Raw genomic sequence first — 16,020 nt, forward strand, 5'->3', positions numbered from 1 at the left:
CGCAGTCTGCAACTCGACTGCGTGAAGTCGGAATCGCTAGTAATCGCGAATCAGAATGTCGCGGTGAATACGTTCCCGGGCCTTGTACACACCGCCCGTCACACCATGGGAGTGGGTTGCACCAGAAGTAGCTAGTCTAACCTTCGGGGGGACGGTTACCACGGTGTGATTCATGACTGGGGTGAAGTCGTAACAAGGTAGCCGTAGGGGAACCTGCGGCTGGATCACCTCCTTAATCGACGACCGCAGCTGCTTCATGAGCTCCCACACGAATTGCTTGATTCATTGAAGAAGACGATTGGGTCTGTAGCTCAGTTGGTTAGAGCGCACCCCTGATAAGGGTGAGGTCGGCAGTTCGAATCTGCCCAGACCCACCAATTTCATGGTGTTCCCTGTAGCGATACGGGGCCATAGCTCAGCTGGGAGAGCGCCTGCCTTGCACGCAGGAGGTCAGCGGTTCGATCCCGCTTGGCTCCACCATTACAGATTGGCACCAACGTTTAAAGCTTAGAAATGAGCATTCCACCAAGACGGTGCTGAATGTTGATTTCTAGTCTTTTGATTAGATCGTTCTTTAAAAATTTGGGTATGTGATAGAAAGATAGACTGRACGTTACTTTCACTGGTAACGGATCAGGCTAAGGTAAAATTTGTGAGTTGCTCTTAGAGCATGCGAATTTTCGGCGAATGTCGTCTTCACAGTATAACCAGATTGCTTGGGGTTATATGGTCAAGTGAAGAAGCGCATACGGTGGATGCCTTGGCAGTCAGAGGCGATGAAAGACGTGGTAGCCTGCGAAAAGCTTCGGGGAGTCGGCAAACAGACTTTGATCCGGAGATGTCTGAATGGGGGAACCCAGCCATCATAAGATGGTTATCTTGTACTGAATACATAGGTGCAAGAGGCGAACCAGGGGAACTGAAACATCTAAGTACCCTGAGGAAAAGAAATCAACCGAGATTCCCTTAGTAGTGGCGAGCGAACGGGGACTAGCCCTTAAGTGGCTTTGAGATTAGCGGAACGCTCTGGAAAGTGCGGCCATAGTGGGTGATAGCCCTGTACGCGAAAATCTCTTAGTCATGAAATCGAGTAGGACGGAGCACGAGAAACTTTGTCTGAATATGGGGGGACCATCCTCCAAGGCTAAATACTACTGACTGACCGATAGTGAACTAGTACCGTGAGGGAAAGGCGAAAAGAACCCCGGAGAGGGGAGTGAAATAGATCCTGAAACCGTATGCGTACAAGCAGTGGGAGCCCACTTTGTTGGGTGACTGCGTACCTTTTGTATAATGGGTCAGCGACTTATTTTCAGTGGCGAGCTTAACCGAATAGGGGAGGCGTAGCGAAAGCGAGTCTTAATAGGGCGTCTAGTCGCTGGGAATAGACCCGAAACCGGGCGATCTATCCATGGGCAGGTTGAAGGTTRGGTAACACTRACTGGAGGACCGAACCGACTACCGTTGAAAAGTTAGCGGATGACCTGTGGATCGGAGTGAAAGGCTAATCAAGCTCGGAGATAGCTGGTTCTCCTCGAAAGCTATTTAGGTAGCGCCTCATGTATCACTGTAGGGGGTAGAGCACTGTTTCGGCTAGGGGGTCATCCCGACTTACCAAACCGATGCAAACTCCGAATACCTACAAGTGCCGAGCATGGGAGACACACGGCGGGTGCTAACGTCCGTCGTGAAAAGGGAAACAACCCAGACCGTCAGCTAAGGTCCCAAAGTTATGGTTAAGTGGGAAACGATGTGGGAAGGCTTAGACAGCTAGGAGGTTGGCTTAGAAGCAGCCACCCTTTAAAGAAAGCGTAATAGCTCACTAGTCGAGTCGGCCTGCGCGGAAGATGTAACGGGGCTCAAACCATACACCGAAGCTACGGGTATCACTTAGGTGATGCGGTAGAGGAGCGTTCTGTAAGCCTGTGAAGGTGAGTTGAGAAGCTTGCTGGAGGTATCAGAAGTGCGAATGCTGACATGAGTAACGACAATGGGTGTGAAAAACACCCACGCCGAAAGACCAAGGTTTCCTGCGCAACGTTAATCGACGCAGGGTTAGTCGGTCCCTAAGGCGAGGCTGAAAAGCGTAGTCGATGGAAAACAGGTTAATATTCCTGTACTTCTGGTTATTGCGATGGAGGGACGGAGAAGGCTAGGCCAGCTTGGCGTTGGTTGTCCAAGTTTAAGGTGGTAGGCTGRRATCTTAGGTAAATCCGGGATYYTAAGGCCGAGAGCTGATGACGAGTTACCCTTTGGGTGACGAAGTGGTTGATGCCATGCTTCCAAGAAAAGCTTCTAAGCTTCAGGTAACCAGGAACCGTACCCCAAACCGACACAGGTGGTTGGGTAGAGAATACCAAGGCGCTTGAGAGAACTCGGGTGAAGGAACTAGGCAAAATGGCACCGTAACTTCGGGAGAAGGTGCGCCGGTGAGGGTGAAGCACTTGCTGCGTAAGCCCACGCCGGTCGAAGATACCAGGCCGCTGCGACTGTTTATTAAAAACACAGCACTCTGCAAACACGAAAGTGGACGTATAGGGTGTGACGCCTGCCCGGTGCCGGAAGGTTAATTGATGGGGTTAGCTAACGCGAAGCTCTTGATCGAAGCCCCGGTAAACGGCGGCCGTAACTATAACGGTCCTAAGGTAGCGAAATTCCTTGTCGGGTAAGTTCCGACCTGCACGAATGGCGTAACGATGGCGGCGCTGTCTCCACCCGAGACTCAGTGAAATTGAAATCGCTGTGAAGATGCAGTGTATCCGCGGCTAGACGGAAAGACCCCGTGAACCTTTACTATAGCTTTGCACTGGACTTTGAATTTGCTTGTGTAGGATAGGTGGGAGGCTTTGAAGCGTGGACGCCAGTTCGCGTGGAGCCATCCTTGAAATACCACCCTGGCAACTTTGAGGTTCTAACTCAGGTCCGTTATCCGGATCGAGGACAGTGTATGGTGGGTAGTTTGACTGGGGCGGTCTCCTCCTAAAGAGTAACGGAGGAGTACGAAGGTGCGCTCAGACCGGTCGGAAATCGGTCGTAGAGTATAAAGGCAAAAGCGCGCTTGACTGCGAGACAGACACGTCGAGCAGGTACGAAAGTAGGTCTTAGTGATCCGGTGGTTCTGTATGGAAGGGCCATCGCTCAACGGATAAAAGGTACTCCGGGGATAACAGGCTGATACCGCCCAAGAGTTCATATCGACGGCGGTGTTTGGCACCTCGATGTCGGCTCATCACATCCTGGGGCTGAAGCCGGTCCCAAGGGTATGGCTGTTCGCCATTTAAAGTGGTACGCGAGCTGGGTTTAGAACGTCGTGAGACAGTTCGGTCCCTATCTGCCGTGGACGTTTGAGATTTGAGAGGGGCTGCTCCTAGTACGAGAGGACCGGAGTGGACGAACCTCTGGTGTTCCGGTTGTCACGCCAGTGGCATTGCCGGGTAGCTATGTTCGGAAAAGATAACCGCTGAAAGCATCTAAGCGGGAAACTTGCCTCAAGATGAGATCTCACTGGGACCTTGAGTCCCCTGAAGGGCCGTCGAAGACTACGACGTTGATAGGTGGGGTGTGTAAGCGCTGTGAGGCGTTGAGCTAACCCATACTAATTGCCCGTGAGGCTTGACCATATAACACCCAAGCAATTTGCTGACCCGATACAGGGCACCAGATTGCGGTGTGTGAAGACGCTATGAACCGAAAGTTCGCACAACACACAAACCTATCGCATACCCATTCGCTGGAACGTGACCGYAAGGCACGCGCTGGCTACCGAATTTCTTGACGACCATAGAGCATTGGAACCACCTGATCCCATCCCGAACTCAGCAGTGAAACGATGCATCGCCGATGGTAGTGTGGGGTTTCCCCATGTGAGAGTAGGTCATCGTCAAGATTAAATTCCGAAACCCCTATCTGCTGACGCAGGTAGGGGTTTTGTTTTTGTGCCGAAAAAAAAGGATGACCTGAAGAGGTCATCCTTTTTTTGCATCAATGGTTAAGCCCCAGGGACCGGGCAGCTCAGATCACCTTCTTCGCACTTGAGGTAGGTCTTGAGCGTCTCGACCCGGGCCTTGGTTACGGCTGTGGCGCAATTGCTGTGGACCAGCGGATAGACGCTACCCCCTTCGACTCCGGAGGCAGAAAAATTGCATTCGGCGTCACGGAAGCTGATCCAGGCCCGCTGTGCCTTGACCAGTAGCTGCTTGGCCTGCGGGTCATCTTTAAGGCGTGCAGTGATCTGCTTGTACAGACTGTTCAGCTCGTCGTCAGCGGCTTTGTTCTCTTGGGCTGCGCACTGGTTCATTGCTCCCTGGGTGCTAGCATTGGCGCAGTCATCGGCTTGGACAATACTGATAAAAAGCAGCGGCGTCAGGCCCAGAAACAAGCGTGGGAACATGGTCGATCTCTCCTTGATGGGATTTCTAAATGCCGAAGGAGTGTACCCAAACGCTGGGTCGATACAACTTTCTGGTTGGCCTCGTGGTCTTACAGGCCTAGGGTTGAACACAGGAGGTGACTCATGCATTCATCTGATCGCATCGAAAGAAAAATTCTGCTCAAGGCGCCGCGCTCTCAGGTCTGGCGGGCCTTGGCCAATGCCGAAGCCTTCGGTCAATGGTTCGGCGTCGCGCTTGAAGGCAGACGATTTGTCGCGGGCGAGCGTACCCAGGGGCAGATCACCTATCCTGGTTATGAACACCTTATCTGGGACGTTGCGGTAGAGCGGGTCGAGCCGGAGCGGGTTTTTTCGTTTCGCTGGCATCCGTACGCCATTGAACCGCAGGTGGACTACTCTCAGGAACCCGAAACGAGGGTTCAGTTCGAACTTGAAGACATGGATGGCGGCACCTTGCTCAAAGTGGTGGAGTCGGGCTTTAACGGTATCCCGGAGGCGCGTCGGCTTAAGGCTTTTCGTATGGACAGCCGTGGTTGGGACGAGCAGATGGCGAATATCGAAGCATTCCTGGCCAAGGCCTGATCCTCAGTGCCCGTGCATCTAAGGGTTTACGGAAGGGCTGCTATAGCGAATGTCTTACACGCCATGGTTGCTATATCGTCTGTTGCGCTTTGGATCCGATGCGTAATCTGTACTCAACCACTGAAGCACAGGGAGTGCTTCAGGATCAGGGACGATCGACCTTGCAAGGATGGCTATCGACAGGGAGTCGTGATGGTCTTGGAAAAACCCGCCTCGGCGGGTTTTTTTTCGTCTGCAGAAAAGCCGACCTATCAAGCCAGGCGTCGCGCCATGGTACGGTCGGAACCATCAGCGGCAAGTGCCTGCCCAGGTGTGCGGTCGGAACCATCAGCGGCAAGTGCCTGCCCAGGTGTGCGGTCGGAACCATCAGCGGCAAGTGCCTGCCCAGGTGTGCGGTCGGAACCATCAGCGGCAAGTGCCTGCCCAGGTGTGCGATCCGAACCATCAGCGGCAAGTGCCTGCCCAGGTGTGCGGTCCGAACCATCAGCGGCAAGAGTCTGCCCAGGCGTGCGGTCCGAACCATCAGCGGCCACAGGCTGCTGATATCCGAGCGTTTGCGTAAAGAAACGGTCCTGCTGCTGGCTGGGCAGGGCAAAGGCACTGACGCTCAGGACGAAAGTGGTAACGGCGATCAAGGAACTGAAAGTTTTCATGGCGATGACTCCGGTCATATCAAAAGGGGTTGAGTGCCGGGTCGTTCAGATGTCGCGATCTGCTGAACCCGTTGCAGCCCGGACGGTAGTCTTGCTGCATGGGTTCAGAGTAGGGGCGAGGAGGGGGACGCCGTTAGACGGATACTGCCCTTGGTTTGCCTGATCCTGTTTGTGTGCAGGATCAGGCGCGACTCATCTGCAAGGCCTCGGCACGTAGCCGGGCGATGTCCTTGCTCGGCGAGGCCCCGAATAGACGGCTGTATTCGCGGCTGAACTGCGAGGGGCTTTCATAGCCCATTTTGTAGCCGATTGACGAAACGTCGCTGTTCTCCGCCAGCAGCAGCCGTCGGGCTTCCTGCAGGCGCAGCTGTTTCTGGTATTGCAGCGGGCTCATGGCGGTCACGGCTTTGAAGCGATGGTGCAGTGCCGAAGGGCTGAGATTGATCATTTGTGCCAGGCTATCGATGCTCAGCGGCTCGGCATAATGGGTGTTGAGCCACTCGATTGCGCGACTGATACGGTGGGTTTGCGTGTCGGGTATGGCAATTTCGTGCAAGCGCTGGCCCTGGGCACCCCGTAGCAGGCGGTAGAAAATTTCCTGTTGGGCCAAGGGCGCGAGCGTGGCGATATCGTCCGGACTCTCCAGCAGCCGCAGCAAACGCAACACCGCATCGAGCAGCGGCGCATCGATGCGGTCCAGGAATAGTCCTCGATCGGTTCGTTGGGCCGGTACCCCAATGGGGCTGGCGTCGGCGATCAGACGGCAGATCTGCGCCGGGTCGATATCCAGGCGAATGCACAGGTAGGGGCGCTCGGGGCTGGCTTCGATCACCTGACCCGCCAGCGGCAGGGTGACCGAGACCACCAGGTAGTTGAGCGAATCATAGACGTAGCATTCATCCGCCAGCCGAACCTCTTTGCGCCCCTGGACGATCACGCACAAACCGGGCTTGTGGATCGTGTGCAGGGCTTCGGTGGGCTGGTCGCTACGGATCAGGTGCAAGGTCTCGATGGCGGTGGGATGAACGCCGAATTCCGGGGCGAAGCGCTTCATCAGTTCCGCCAGTTCGGTGCGGCGCTGGTTGACGCCGTCCTCAGGCGTTACGTGTATGGACGTGGATACCGACATGCCGATCTATCTCCCTGGCCAAATGGGTGGACCGCGCTAGTAAAGCCGATTGTGCGCCCGGCGACCAGAGGCGGTTTTATCGCTACAGGATCGTGCAAGGGCGCAGGAGGATCCGGCTAACCCAGACACGGATCTGCTCCCTAATCTGGACCTGTCAAAACGCTCCCATCGGGGGGCCATACATCCAGACGAGGAAACCATCATGTCCGCTATTCAAAACAAAGTTGTGGTGATCACCGGCGCCAGCAGCGGTATTGGCGAAGCCGCCGCACGGTTGCTGGCTGCCCGGGGCGCACGAGTGGTGCTGGGTGCGCGACGCGTCGATCGCTTGCAGGCGCTGGTGCAGGAACTTGAAGCCGACGGCCAGCAGGCTGCTTGCAAAGCCGTGGACGTGACGCGCCGTGATGATGTGCAGAGCCTGATCGACTTCGCTGTCGAGCGATTCGGCAAGGTCGATGTGATCGTCAACAACGCCGGGGTCATGCCGCTCTCCAAACTCGAGGCGCTGAAAGTTGACGAGTGGGATCGCATGATCGACGTCAACATTCGTGGTGTACTCCACGGCATCGCCGCCGGTTTGCCTTTGATGCAACGCCAGCGCAGCGGCCAGTTCATCAACATTGCTTCCATTGGTGCCTACACGGTCAGCCCGACGGCGGCGGTGTACTGCGCCACCAAGTTCGCCGTGCGAGCGATTTCCGAGGGTTTGCGCCAGGAGGTCGGTGGTGACGTACGGGTGACGGTGATTTCCCCTGGCGTAACCGAGTCGGAGTTGGCCGAAAGTATTTCCGATGAAGGTGGGCGCGCCGAGATGCGCGAGTTTCGCCGGATCGCCATTCCCGCCGAGGCGATTGCCCGGGCGATTGCCTACGCCATTGAACAGCCGGACGATGTGGACGTCAGCGAACTGGTGGTGCGCCCGACGGCCAGCCCGTTCTGAATTGAATCGATGCGGCAGGAGATTCTTCATGTCTTGTGTGGTGAGGGGATAAAACCCCTCACCACCTTTTTTTGGGGGGACTGATTGGCGTTAATCGTTATTGCAGTGCCAATCGCGCCGCTGCCCGTTGAGTAATCTGCGAGCGCACTCGAAACGACTCTGCTGCGCGTCGGTTGGCTTCTTCCAGCACCTGGGTCGGCGCGGTCTCCGGGCCGCCGGCGGTGAACGGCGGGGCCGGGGCGTATTCAAGCTGTAGCTGGACCAGCTCGGCGGTGTCCTGGTCGAACAATTCGGCCGCCAGGGTCAAGGCAAAATCGATCCCGGCGGTGATGCCACCACCGGTGAACAGGTTGCCGTCGCGTACCACGCGGTCCTTGACCGGTGTGGCGCCCAGGGTTTGCAGCAGACTGTGATAAGCCCAATGGGTGGTGGCCCGTTTACCCTGCAATAAACCCGCCGCGCCAAGCACCAGCGAACCGGTGCACACGGAGGTGATGTACTGCGCGTGGGCCGCCTGTTGCTTGATGAACGCCAAGGTCTGCTCATCTTCCATCAACGGCCCGACGCCGCTGCCGCCCGGGATGCAGATCACGTCGAGCTTGGGGCACTTCTCGAACGTGGTGGTCGGTAGGAGTACCAACCCGGTGCTGGCGGTGACTGGGGCCAGGTCTTTCCAGATCAGGTGCACCTTCACGTCTGGCAGCGAGGCGAGCACGTCATAAGGGCCGGTGAGGTCCAGTTGTTGAACCTGGGGGAATAACAGAAAACCGATCTGCAACGCCATGGCGCTTTCTCCTGAAGTGATGCCTGAGGGGTGGACGGTTTAACTTTAGGCCCGTAGGCTCTGGCGTATACGCCAATAAGCCCACGAATTACGCCAATATGCCAAACCCACCGAAAACCGTTCATGTACTGGCCTTTGCCAACGTGCAGGTGCTAGATGTCACCGGGCCCTTGCAGGTCTTTGCTTCGGCCAACGACCTGGCACGCCAGCAAGGCTTGCCGTTGCCTTACGCACCCACCGTGATTGCTGCCGGTGGCGGGGCGGTGATGTCGTCGGCGGGGCTCGCGCTTATGGCCGAGCCGCTGCCGAGCGTGGGTAGCGACACATTGCTTATCGCCGGCGGTTGGGGGGTGTACGAGGCGGCGCAGGACGCGGCGCTGGTGGCCTGGGTCAGGGACCATGGTCTGCGCTCGCGGCGCGTGGCGTCGGTGTGCACCGGGGCGTTCCTGCTGGCCGCCAGCGGTTGGTTGGACGGACGTCGGGTGGTCACGCACTGGACCCGTTGCGAACAACTGGCCAGGCAGCACCCGCAACTGCGGGTCGAACCCAACCCGATTTTTATCAACGACGGCCCGGTCTGGACTTCGGCGGGCGTTACGGCCGGCATCGACCTGGCGTTGGCCCTGGTGGAGGACGATTTGGGTCGCGCCATCGCTCTGGAAGTCGCCCGGCAACTGGTGGTGTTCCTCAAGCGTCCAGGCGGTCAATCGCAGTTCAGCGTGACCTTGTCACTGCAGAATCAGGGCAGTCGTTTTGATGATCTGCACGCCTGGATCGCGGAAAACCTCACCCAGGACCTGGGCTTGCCGAGTCTGGCGGCAGAGGCGGGGATGAGCGAGCGCAGTTTCGTGCGTCACTACCGTGCCGACACCGGCCAGACGCCAGCGCGGGCGGTGGAGCTGATTCGTGTGGAGACCGCCCGCCGGCTGCTGGCCGACACAGCACTGCCGATCAAGCGGGTCGCGGTGCAATGCGGCTTTGGCAGCGAAGAAACCCTGCGCCGCAGCTTCCTGCGGGCCATGGGTGTGACGCCCCAGGCGTATCGGGAGCGTTTCGCGGTCAGTCCTCAAGCAGATCCAGCAATGCCCTGAGCGTGGCCTGGGGGGCTTCCTGGGGAATGTTGTGGCCGACACCGGCGAGCACTCGACGCTCGTAGACACCGCTGAAATGTTCGGCGTCTTCGTCGAACTCAGGTGCAGGTCCAACGCCGTCATCGGCACCGCACAGGGAGATGCTCGGCACGCTGATGGCCGGTTGCGCGGTCAGTCGTTCCTCCATCCACTCCAGCGTCGGGTCGCCCGGTGCGTACATGAAGCGATGACGGTAGGAATGAATCACCACCTCGACGAAATCCGGGTTGTCGAAGGACGGGGCACTGAGGGGATACAGCGCTGTGCCGCGTGTCCAGGTCGGTGACCACAGGCGCCAGAGCAACTGGCACAGTTCGCGCCGGTTCTGTGTCAGGCTCTCGACGCCCCGGGCGCTGTGGAAGTAATACTGGTACCACAATCTGTGCTCGGTCTCAGGGTCCAGCGGCTGAGTCGATCGGGGAATGTCCTGCACGTTATAGCCATCGCCGGTCACCAGGCAGCGAACCCGTTCGGGCCACAGCGCCGCCACGATACACGCGGCCCGCCCGCCCCAGTCGTAGCCGCACAACCCGGCTTGGGGAATGGCGAGTGCCTGCATCAGGTCCAGCAGATCCTGGGCCAGCGCCGCTTGCTGGCCGGAACGCAGGATGCTCGGGTTATTGAACCGGGTCGGGCCGTAGCCGCGCAGGTACGGCACGATGACCCAATAGCCGCGCTGGGCCAAGGCCGGTGCGACTTCATCAAAGGCCCTGGGGTCGTAAGGGAAACCGTGCAGCAGGATCACTGGGGCGCCGCTGGCGGGGCCGTGCTCTTCGTAGGCGATGCGCAGCAGAGGCGTCACCGCGAAGTTGATTCTGGGCGCCTGGTTCATGTCGGTCTCCTGCACGGCTCGGTTGCCGTTATGCGGGTTCCTGATTCACATATTTGGCCCGATCCGGCGTGAAGGTCACGATCATGTTCGTGCTGGAGCAGGTCAGGGTGCGGTCCTGGGACAGATCGATGTCCAGGTCTTCACCGCGCAGGCCCTGCCATTGGGCGAGGTACTTGAGGCAGCCGAACTTTTCGTTTTTCTTCAGGCTGCGACTGACACCGCCTTTCCAGCCGAGCACCGGCAATTCACCGGCCAGGCAACGCTGCGCCAGATCGGGAAACTTCAGCGCCCGATCGCGGCCGATTTCCCAGCACTTGATCAGGCCCTTGTCTTGGCCTTCCCAGAGGTCTTCCCGGGTCAGGCCTGTTCGGGGCGGGGTGGTGATAGAGCGTTTTACATGGGTCATGTCAGATCCTTGAATCGGGTTTTATCGGGCAGCTCCGCTGCACCCTTGAGTGCATCGATCTTAGGAGGGGTTTACAGGGCTGGCAACCTGAAACCGGCGGCAGCGATAGATGGAGAAATGTTGGTGCCCGCTTCTGTGGCGAGGGGATTTATCCCCGCTGGGCTGCGTAGCAGCCCCGAAAACGGTCAACTCGGTCTGTCTGGCAAAGTGGATTGGCCTATGGACGGGCTGCTACGCAGCCCAGCGGGGATAAATCCCCTCGCCACAAGGGTGTGGAGTTCCTACAAAAAAATAGGTGAACCGGAATTTTCCGACGAGTCGTGGCGGTTGCTGGTTCGGAAACGGCGGGGCTAGGCTTTGCCGGTCGCTGCAAAATCAGCGACCGGGTTTGGTCACCCGTCCAATGTCAGGCGCACACGCGCCAACCTCAGCATGTCGGCGCTTTTTTGTGTGCTTGTCGGTATGCTTTGCGGTGGGCTGTGCGCGGGGCACTTTCGAGTGCGCCGGGTGCCTGACTTCCCGGTTGACCAACCTGCGTATAGCCCACCACCCCTCGTTTGGTCACGAGGTGAGTGGGCTCAATTTCAAGTCAGGAGCTTCACAAATGGTCAAGATCACCCCCAACCCTCCACGCGCCGAAAACCTGTCCGCCTACACCACCCTCGACACCAAAAAACTCCGCGAAGCCGCTGACCGGGCGCTGAATGTCCACTTGTCTCCCCCAGCCCCAGCCAAACCCGACACCCAGGACGGCCAGATATTTTCAGTGGTCCCCGGCCTCAACACCGAATCCGTGCTGACCAGCCTCAGCGAAACCCTGGCTTCGGCCAACGCCATGGTCAGTGACCTGGCATTCGAGCTGGAAGGTTCCCGGCGGCATGTTGCTCTGGGGATTCAGCAGTTGATTGAGCTGGGTACGTTGCTGGCCAATCGAGCGTTGGATGATCTCGAACTGGCTGAGTCGGCGCGGTAGCAGATACACCACTTGTTGTACTGAGCTTTGGTGGTGCAGGGTGGGAGCAAGGCTTGCCCGCGATGAGGGCGACTCGATTTCACGACCGCGTCGCCTTCATCGCGGGCAAGCCTTGCTCCCACAAAAGCCCGTGCACAGCGGGGAATACGTTCACTCGCCAGCCCGGCTCACGGCTGCCAATGCGTTTTGTCCCCACTCAATTTTCGGTCCAGGAAACTGGCGGCGCTGATCAGCGCCAGGTGGGTCAAGGCCTGGGGGGTGTTGCCCAGGTGGTAGCCGTGGCTGTCGAACTCCTCGGCGTACAAGCCCAGTGGGTTGGCGTAGCGCAGCAGTTGTTCGAACTCCAGTTGGGCTTTTTCCACGCGGCCGGCGCGGGCCAGGCATTCGACGTACCAGAACGAACACGCAGCGAACGAACCTTCAATGCCGCTGAGGCCGTCGACGGGGCTTTCGTCGTTGCGGTAGCGGTAGACCATGCCATCGCGCACCAGGTCTTTTTCAATGGCATCGAGGGTCGAGAGCCAGCGCGGGTCGCACGCGCTGACGAAGCGCACAAGCGGCATCAACAACATCGAACCGTCGAGGGCGGTGCTGCCCAGACGCTGGATGAAATGCTGCCGTTCCTCGTTCCAGAAATTTGTCCAGATGTCTTCATAGATGGCCTGGCGAGTCTGGTCCCAGCGGGCGAAAGGCGCGGGCAAGGAGCGTTTGACCGCCAGGCGGATGGCGCGATCGACGGCGACCCAGCACATCAGCCGCGAATGCAGGAAATGGTGCTTCTCCCCGCGCATTTCCCAGATGCCCACGTCTTTGTCCTGCCAGATATCACAGACCTGATCGACCACATTGACGACGTGTTTCCAGCCCTGATGGGAAATGGCTTCGCCGTATTTGTTGACCAGGTACACCGCGTCCATCAATTCGCCGAAGATATCCAACTGCACTTGTTTGTAGGCCAGGTTGCCGATGCGCACCGGCTTGGCATGACCAAAGCCGCTGAGGTGTGGCAGTTCGACTTCAGGTAGCTCCAGCCTGCCGTCCAGGCCGTACAGGATGTTGAGTTTGATCGGCTGATCGCAGCAGTCGCTGACCCGGCTCCGCAGAAAACGCATGTAGGCGTTGGCTTCTTCAACGAAGCCCAGGCGCATGAACGCGTAAACGGTGAAGGACGCGTCGCGGATCCAGGTGTAGCGATAGTCCCAGTTGCGCTCGCCGCCACGGGTTTCCGGCAGGCCGAAAGTGGCGGCGGCGAGGATGGCGCCGTGTTTGCGTGAGGTCAGCAGTTTCAGCGCCAAGGCCGAGCGGTTGACCATTTCCCGCCAGCGCCCGCGATAGGTGGATTGGCCAATCCAGCCGCGCCAGAACGCCAGGGTTCGCTCCAGGCATATTGCGCTGATGTCATCCTGAAGCCGCGGGTCGTCAATCCCGCCCAGCAGGAACTCGGCGCTCTGGCCTTGTTCCAGCGTGAACTCGGCCACCGCCGCCCGGTCGTCCAGGGTCATGGCCTGATCGGAACACAAACGCAAGCCAGGTTGCCCCGGGGCTTCGAAGCAGATGTGATCGCCGTCACGGTGTGCGCTGGTGAGGCTGCGGGCGTAGTCGTGGCGGACCGCGCAGCGCATGCGAAACGTCGCACTGCCGAGGGTCATGCTCACCTTGCGGATCAATACCGGCAGGTCATCCTCGCTGTCGCCGATGGGCAGCAGGTCGGTGATTTCCACCACGGCGTCATCACTCAGCCAGCGGGTTTGCAGTACGTTGGTGTCAGGCAGGTAGATCTGCTGGCGACGGGCGTGGGGCAGGTCCGGCGCCAGTTGAAAGATGCCCGCGTCCGGCGTGTCCAGCAGCGAGCAGAAAATTGATGGGCTGTCGAATTCCGGCCAGCAGAAAAAGTCGACACTGCCTCGGTCATTCACCAGCGCAGCACTGCGCATGTCGCCGATGATGCCGTGGTTCTCGATAGGGCTTTGGGTTTCGTGATAGTCAGCCATTGCCGTGGAACCCCGGATAAAGGCTCATCCCGCCATCGATGAACAACGTGGTGCCTACCACGTAATCGGACAAGTCCGACGCCAGCCAGACCACCGCGTTGGCGACATCTTCCACATCGCCGATACGCCCGTAAGGAATCAGCTCCAGCAATTTCTGCTCCTGTTCGCCTTCAGTGACCTCGCGGTTGATGGCCGTGCGGATCGCGCCGGGCGCGATGCTGTTGATGCGGATGCGCTGGTGGCTGATTTCCTGGGCCAGACTCTGCATCAGCAGATGGACGCCGCCCTTGGAGGCAGCGTAGTTGATGTGACCGGCCCAGGGGATGCGCTGGTGCACTGAGCTCATGTGGATGATTTTGCCGGCGGCCCGGGACACGCCCTGGCGAATGCCCTGCTGATTGAAAATCCGCAGGGCGGCACGGGCGCAGAGGAACTGGCCGGTCAGGTTGGTGCCGATCACGGTGTTCCAGTCCTCCAGGCTCATGTCGACGGCGGCGGCGTCTTTTTGCAGGCCGGAGTTGGCGACCAGGATGTCCAGCGTGCCAAAGGCTTCGACAGTCTGGGCGAACAGTCGCTCGACATCCGGCTCCTTCGACACATCGGCACCGACGGCGATGGCGCGTCCACCGTTGGCGTTGATTTCACGGGCCAGGTCTTGCGCCGGGCCGGCGCTGGAGTGGTAGTTGAGCACCACCGCGGCACCGGCGTCTGCCAACGCCCTGGCCGCGCCTGCACCAATGCCGGAACTGGCGCCGGTGACCAGGGCAACCTGTCGGGCGAGGGATATCTGCATGGTCTAGCACCTTGAGTTGAGGGCTTTACCTGCTGACTGGTATGAGGTGCGTGGAGTTCATTTGGGTGAAGCAGTCTTCACGATGGAATGAACGCGCCACCCATGGCGAACACAAAACCTGTGGCGAGGGGATTTATCCCCGCTGGGCTGCACAGCAGCCCCAGAACCTGGCAACGGTGATGTGGCAGACAGTTTGAATGGGGCCGCTTCGCGCCCCAGCGGGGATAAATCCCCTCGCCACAAAGGCCGCTCGCCTCAAGTCAGCGCTCACCAACCCCGCCCCGAATTCACCCAGAAGTTCACTGACAACGAAGTGGACACCGACTCCACCTGATGGAACCAGCCTTCAGGCAGGAACAGCAGATCCCCGGCCTCCAGCGTCACCCGCAGGAAGGTCACGTCACGGGCGCGGGGGAAGCGCTGGTAGTCCGGCGCGTCCGGGTTGAAATCGCAACCGTCCAGGCCGCCTTGGGGCGCCGTGGACCAGGTGCCGAGGGCTTCGCGGTGATGGGGGGCGGCGAGGGTGAAGATTTTCTGGCCCCAGACCTGGGCGAACAGGTTGTCGGTGTCGTCGCGGTGCAGCGGGGTGAGGGTGCCCTTTGGGCCGATCCAGATGCGTGGCGGGATGAACAGCGACGGGTCGAAATAGGGCGGGTAGTTGATTTGCTCCATCAATTGCGCCGGCAGGATGTTGTTGCCCATGTAGGCCGGCGGTTCACCATCGGCGCCCTTGACCGCCGGGCTGTCCAGAGAAGCAATGAAATCGGCCATGGACGTGGAGCGGAAGTCCCGCTCGGTGGAGAAGGTTTTTTTCACGTAGTCGCCGTGGCGGGTGATGCCTTGCAGCTCGGCAAAATGCACCAGGGATTCTTCGCGACTGAGCTTGAACAACGGCCAGTCCTGCAAGGCATTGCTGATGACCACCGGAATGCCATGGGGCAGGTAGCGCGCTTGAAACGCTTGCACCGACAGCTCGCTGCGCGGGCGACGTTCCACGCTGCGCTGGGTCGGCAGGCTGGCGGTGAGCTTTTCGCTGAAGCGCGGCGGGGTGGGATAACGCTTGTTCATGTCGACCTTTTCCACCGCGCCACTGCCGTGGCGGGCATGCTCGATGATCTGCGGCAACAACGTCGCCAGGCCCATGTTGCCGCCGATCTTCAGGCGTCCGCTGGCGAACAGCTCCTCGACATTGGCCACACCGGCCATGATCCCGAGAAAGTCCTTCTCCGCCACTTCAATGGTCACGTCGGGGCTGCTGTGCCGACCGGCCTGGGTGCGGCTGCTGGCTCTGACCTCGGACCAGTACGCCTGCTGGGGGCCGAACACGAATTGGAAAACACCTTCGATACCAACGGCGTCGGCGTTGGCGAACAGTTTGCCCAGAATGGTTTGCAGGTCCACGGCGGTCACTCTTGTG

The 16,020-nt window shown here is 59.1% G+C and carries 13 protein-coding genes, 2 tRNA genes, 2 rRNA genes and 1 other annotated feature; of the genes, 8 read left to right on the forward strand and 9 right to left on the reverse strand.

Translation table 11 applies throughout. From position 1 onward, the window contains the following. The first annotated feature begins 89 nt into the window (after positions 1-89). Positions 90-222, forward strand: a sequence feature (16S ribosomal RNA rRNA prediction is too short). 78 nt (positions 223-300) lie between these two features. From CRX69_RS14285 to rrf, 4 genes are all read left to right on the forward strand, one after another. Then, positions 301-377: transfer RNA gene (locus CRX69_RS14285), tRNA-Ile, on the forward strand. A 27-nt stretch (positions 378-404) separates the two neighbouring features. Continuing rightward, positions 405-480 (forward strand) — tRNA-Ala (locus tag CRX69_RS14290). Between the two features lie 248 nt (positions 481-728). Continuing rightward, positions 729-3,620, forward strand: a 23S ribosomal RNA gene (locus CRX69_RS14295). 150 nt (positions 3,621-3,770) lie between these two features. Further along, positions 3,771-3,886 (forward strand): 5S ribosomal RNA (rrf, locus tag CRX69_RS14300). A gap of 102 nt (positions 3,887-3,988) precedes the next feature. Here the strand turns inward: rrf and CRX69_RS14305 are convergent. After that, a complete protein-coding gene (locus CRX69_RS14305) occupies positions 3,989-4,390 on the reverse strand; it encodes a lysozyme inhibitor LprI family protein (protein WP_047230566.1) in 402 nt (133 codons plus the stop codon). A gap of 123 nt (positions 4,391-4,513) precedes the next feature. Between CRX69_RS14305 and CRX69_RS14310 the strand changes: the two genes are divergently transcribed. After that, positions 4,514-4,972, forward strand: a complete 459-nt coding sequence (locus tag CRX69_RS14310; protein WP_047230567.1) for an SRPBCC family protein — start codon at positions 4,514-4,516, stop codon at positions 4,970-4,972. 251 nt (positions 4,973-5,223) lie between these two features. On the opposite strand, the gene CRX69_RS14315 is transcribed toward CRX69_RS14310, so the two are convergent. Together CRX69_RS14315 and CRX69_RS14320 are read right to left on the reverse strand one after the other, a co-directional pair. Continuing rightward, positions 5,224-5,625 (reverse strand): hypothetical protein, encoded by a 402-nt coding sequence (locus tag CRX69_RS14315; RefSeq protein ID WP_107322198.1) that lies wholly within the window; start codon positions 5,623-5,625, stop codon positions 5,224-5,226. A 181-nt stretch (positions 5,626-5,806) separates the two neighbouring features. Then, positions 5,807-6,754: an AraC family transcriptional regulator gene (locus tag CRX69_RS14320; protein ID WP_047230448.1), complete on the reverse strand. Its 948-nt coding sequence runs from the start codon at positions 6,752-6,754 to the stop codon at positions 5,807-5,809. Positions 6,755-6,956: 202 nt separating this feature from the next. Here CRX69_RS14320 and CRX69_RS14325 point away from each other — a divergent pair, with 202 nt between their 5' ends. After that, a complete protein-coding gene (locus CRX69_RS14325) occupies positions 6,957-7,694 on the forward strand; it encodes an SDR family oxidoreductase (RefSeq protein WP_047230449.1) in 738 nt (245 codons plus the stop codon). Between the two features lie 97 nt (positions 7,695-7,791). On the opposite strand, the gene inhA is transcribed toward CRX69_RS14325, so the two are convergent. Further along, positions 7,792-8,478 carry an isonitrile hydratase gene (gene inhA, locus CRX69_RS14330; protein WP_047230450.1) on the reverse strand — a complete coding sequence of 229 codons (687 nt, stop codon included), beginning with the start codon at positions 8,476-8,478 and terminating at the stop codon, positions 7,792-7,794. A 98-nt stretch (positions 8,479-8,576) separates the two neighbouring features. On the opposite strand from inhA, the gene CRX69_RS14335 reads away from it, so the two are divergent. Next, positions 8,577-9,569 (forward strand): GlxA family transcriptional regulator, encoded by a 993-nt coding sequence (locus CRX69_RS14335; protein ID WP_047230451.1) that lies wholly within the window; start codon positions 8,577-8,579, stop codon positions 9,567-9,569. On the opposite strand, the gene CRX69_RS14340 is transcribed toward CRX69_RS14335, so the two are convergent. Then, positions 9,538-10,440, reverse strand: a complete 903-nt coding sequence (locus CRX69_RS14340) for an alpha/beta fold hydrolase (protein WP_107322199.1) — start codon at positions 10,438-10,440, stop codon at positions 9,538-9,540. The two genes, CRX69_RS14335 and CRX69_RS14340, sit on opposite strands and share 32 nt — an antisense overlap. Positions 10,441-10,468: 28 nt before the next feature. Next, complete coding sequence (locus tag CRX69_RS14345) at positions 10,469-10,846, reverse strand: hypothetical protein (protein ID WP_047230453.1); 378 nt, start codon at positions 10,844-10,846, stop codon at positions 10,469-10,471. Positions 10,847-11,450: 604 nt separating this feature from the next. Here CRX69_RS14345 and CRX69_RS14350 point away from each other — a divergent pair. After that, entirely contained in the window at positions 11,451-11,819 is a 369-nt protein-coding gene (locus CRX69_RS14350; RefSeq protein ID WP_076383879.1) for a DUF6124 family protein, read from the forward strand. 167 nt (positions 11,820-11,986) lie between these two features. Here the strand turns inward: CRX69_RS14350 and CRX69_RS14355 are convergent, their stop codons facing one another. From CRX69_RS14355 to CRX69_RS14365, 3 genes are all read right to left on the reverse strand, one after another. Continuing rightward, positions 11,987-13,810, reverse strand: coding sequence for a glycoside hydrolase family 15 protein (locus tag CRX69_RS14355; protein ID WP_107322200.1), 1,824 nt, complete (start codon positions 13,808-13,810; stop codon positions 11,987-11,989). After that, on the reverse strand, positions 13,803-14,603 hold the full coding sequence (locus CRX69_RS14360) for a glucose 1-dehydrogenase (RefSeq protein ID WP_076383881.1): 801 nt from the start codon (positions 14,601-14,603) through the stop codon (positions 13,803-13,805). Before CRX69_RS14360 ends, CRX69_RS14355 begins: the two co-directional genes overlap by 8 nt. 267 nt (positions 14,604-14,870) lie before the next feature. Further along, positions 14,871-16,004 (reverse strand): cupin-like domain-containing protein, encoded by a 1,134-nt coding sequence (locus CRX69_RS14365; RefSeq protein ID WP_107322201.1) that lies wholly within the window; start codon positions 16,002-16,004, stop codon positions 14,871-14,873. Between the last annotated feature and the right edge of the window lie 16 nt (positions 16,005-16,020).

Origin of the sequence: Pseudomonas rhizophila (genome assembly GCF_003033885.1) — a bacterium.
Taxonomy (GTDB): domain Bacteria; phylum Pseudomonadota; class Gammaproteobacteria; order Pseudomonadales; family Pseudomonadaceae; genus Aquipseudomonas; species Aquipseudomonas rhizophila.

Excerpts from the sequence above, each read along its gene's own strand:
- CRX69_RS14305 (WP_047230566.1), bottom strand. The coding sequence starts at position 4,390 with ATGTTCCCACGCTTGTTTCTGGGCCTGACGCCGCTGCTTTTTATCAGT.
- CRX69_RS14310 (WP_047230567.1), top strand. The coding sequence starts at position 4,514 with ATGCATTCATCTGATCGCATCGAAAGAAAAATTCTGCTCAAGGCGCCG.
- CRX69_RS14315 (WP_107322198.1), bottom strand. The coding sequence starts at position 5,625 with ATGAAAACTTTCAGTTCCTTGATCGCCGTTACCACTTTCGTCCTGAGC.
- CRX69_RS14320 (WP_047230448.1), bottom strand. The coding sequence starts at position 6,754 with ATGTCGGTATCCACGTCCATACACGTAACGCCTGAGGACGGCGTCAAC.
- CRX69_RS14325 (WP_047230449.1), top strand. The coding sequence starts at position 6,957 with ATGTCCGCTATTCAAAACAAAGTTGTGGTGATCACCGGCGCCAGCAGC.
- inhA (WP_047230450.1), bottom strand. The coding sequence starts at position 8,478 with ATGGCGTTGCAGATCGGTTTTCTGTTATTCCCCCAGGTTCAACAACTG.
- CRX69_RS14335 (WP_047230451.1), top strand. The coding sequence starts at position 8,577 with ATGCCAAACCCACCGAAAACCGTTCATGTACTGGCCTTTGCCAACGTG.
- CRX69_RS14340 (WP_107322199.1), bottom strand. The coding sequence starts at position 10,440 with ATGAACCAGGCGCCCAGAATCAACTTCGCGGTGACGCCTCTGCTGCGC.
- CRX69_RS14345 (WP_047230453.1), bottom strand. The coding sequence starts at position 10,846 with ATGACCCATGTAAAACGCTCTATCACCACCCCGCCCCGAACAGGCCTG.
- CRX69_RS14350 (WP_076383879.1), top strand. The coding sequence starts at position 11,451 with ATGGTCAAGATCACCCCCAACCCTCCACGCGCCGAAAACCTGTCCGCC.
- CRX69_RS14355 (WP_107322200.1), bottom strand. The coding sequence starts at position 13,810 with ATGGCTGACTATCACGAAACCCAAAGCCCTATCGAGAACCACGGCATC.
- CRX69_RS14360 (WP_076383881.1), bottom strand. The coding sequence starts at position 14,603 with ATGCAGATATCCCTCGCCCGACAGGTTGCCCTGGTCACCGGCGCCAGT.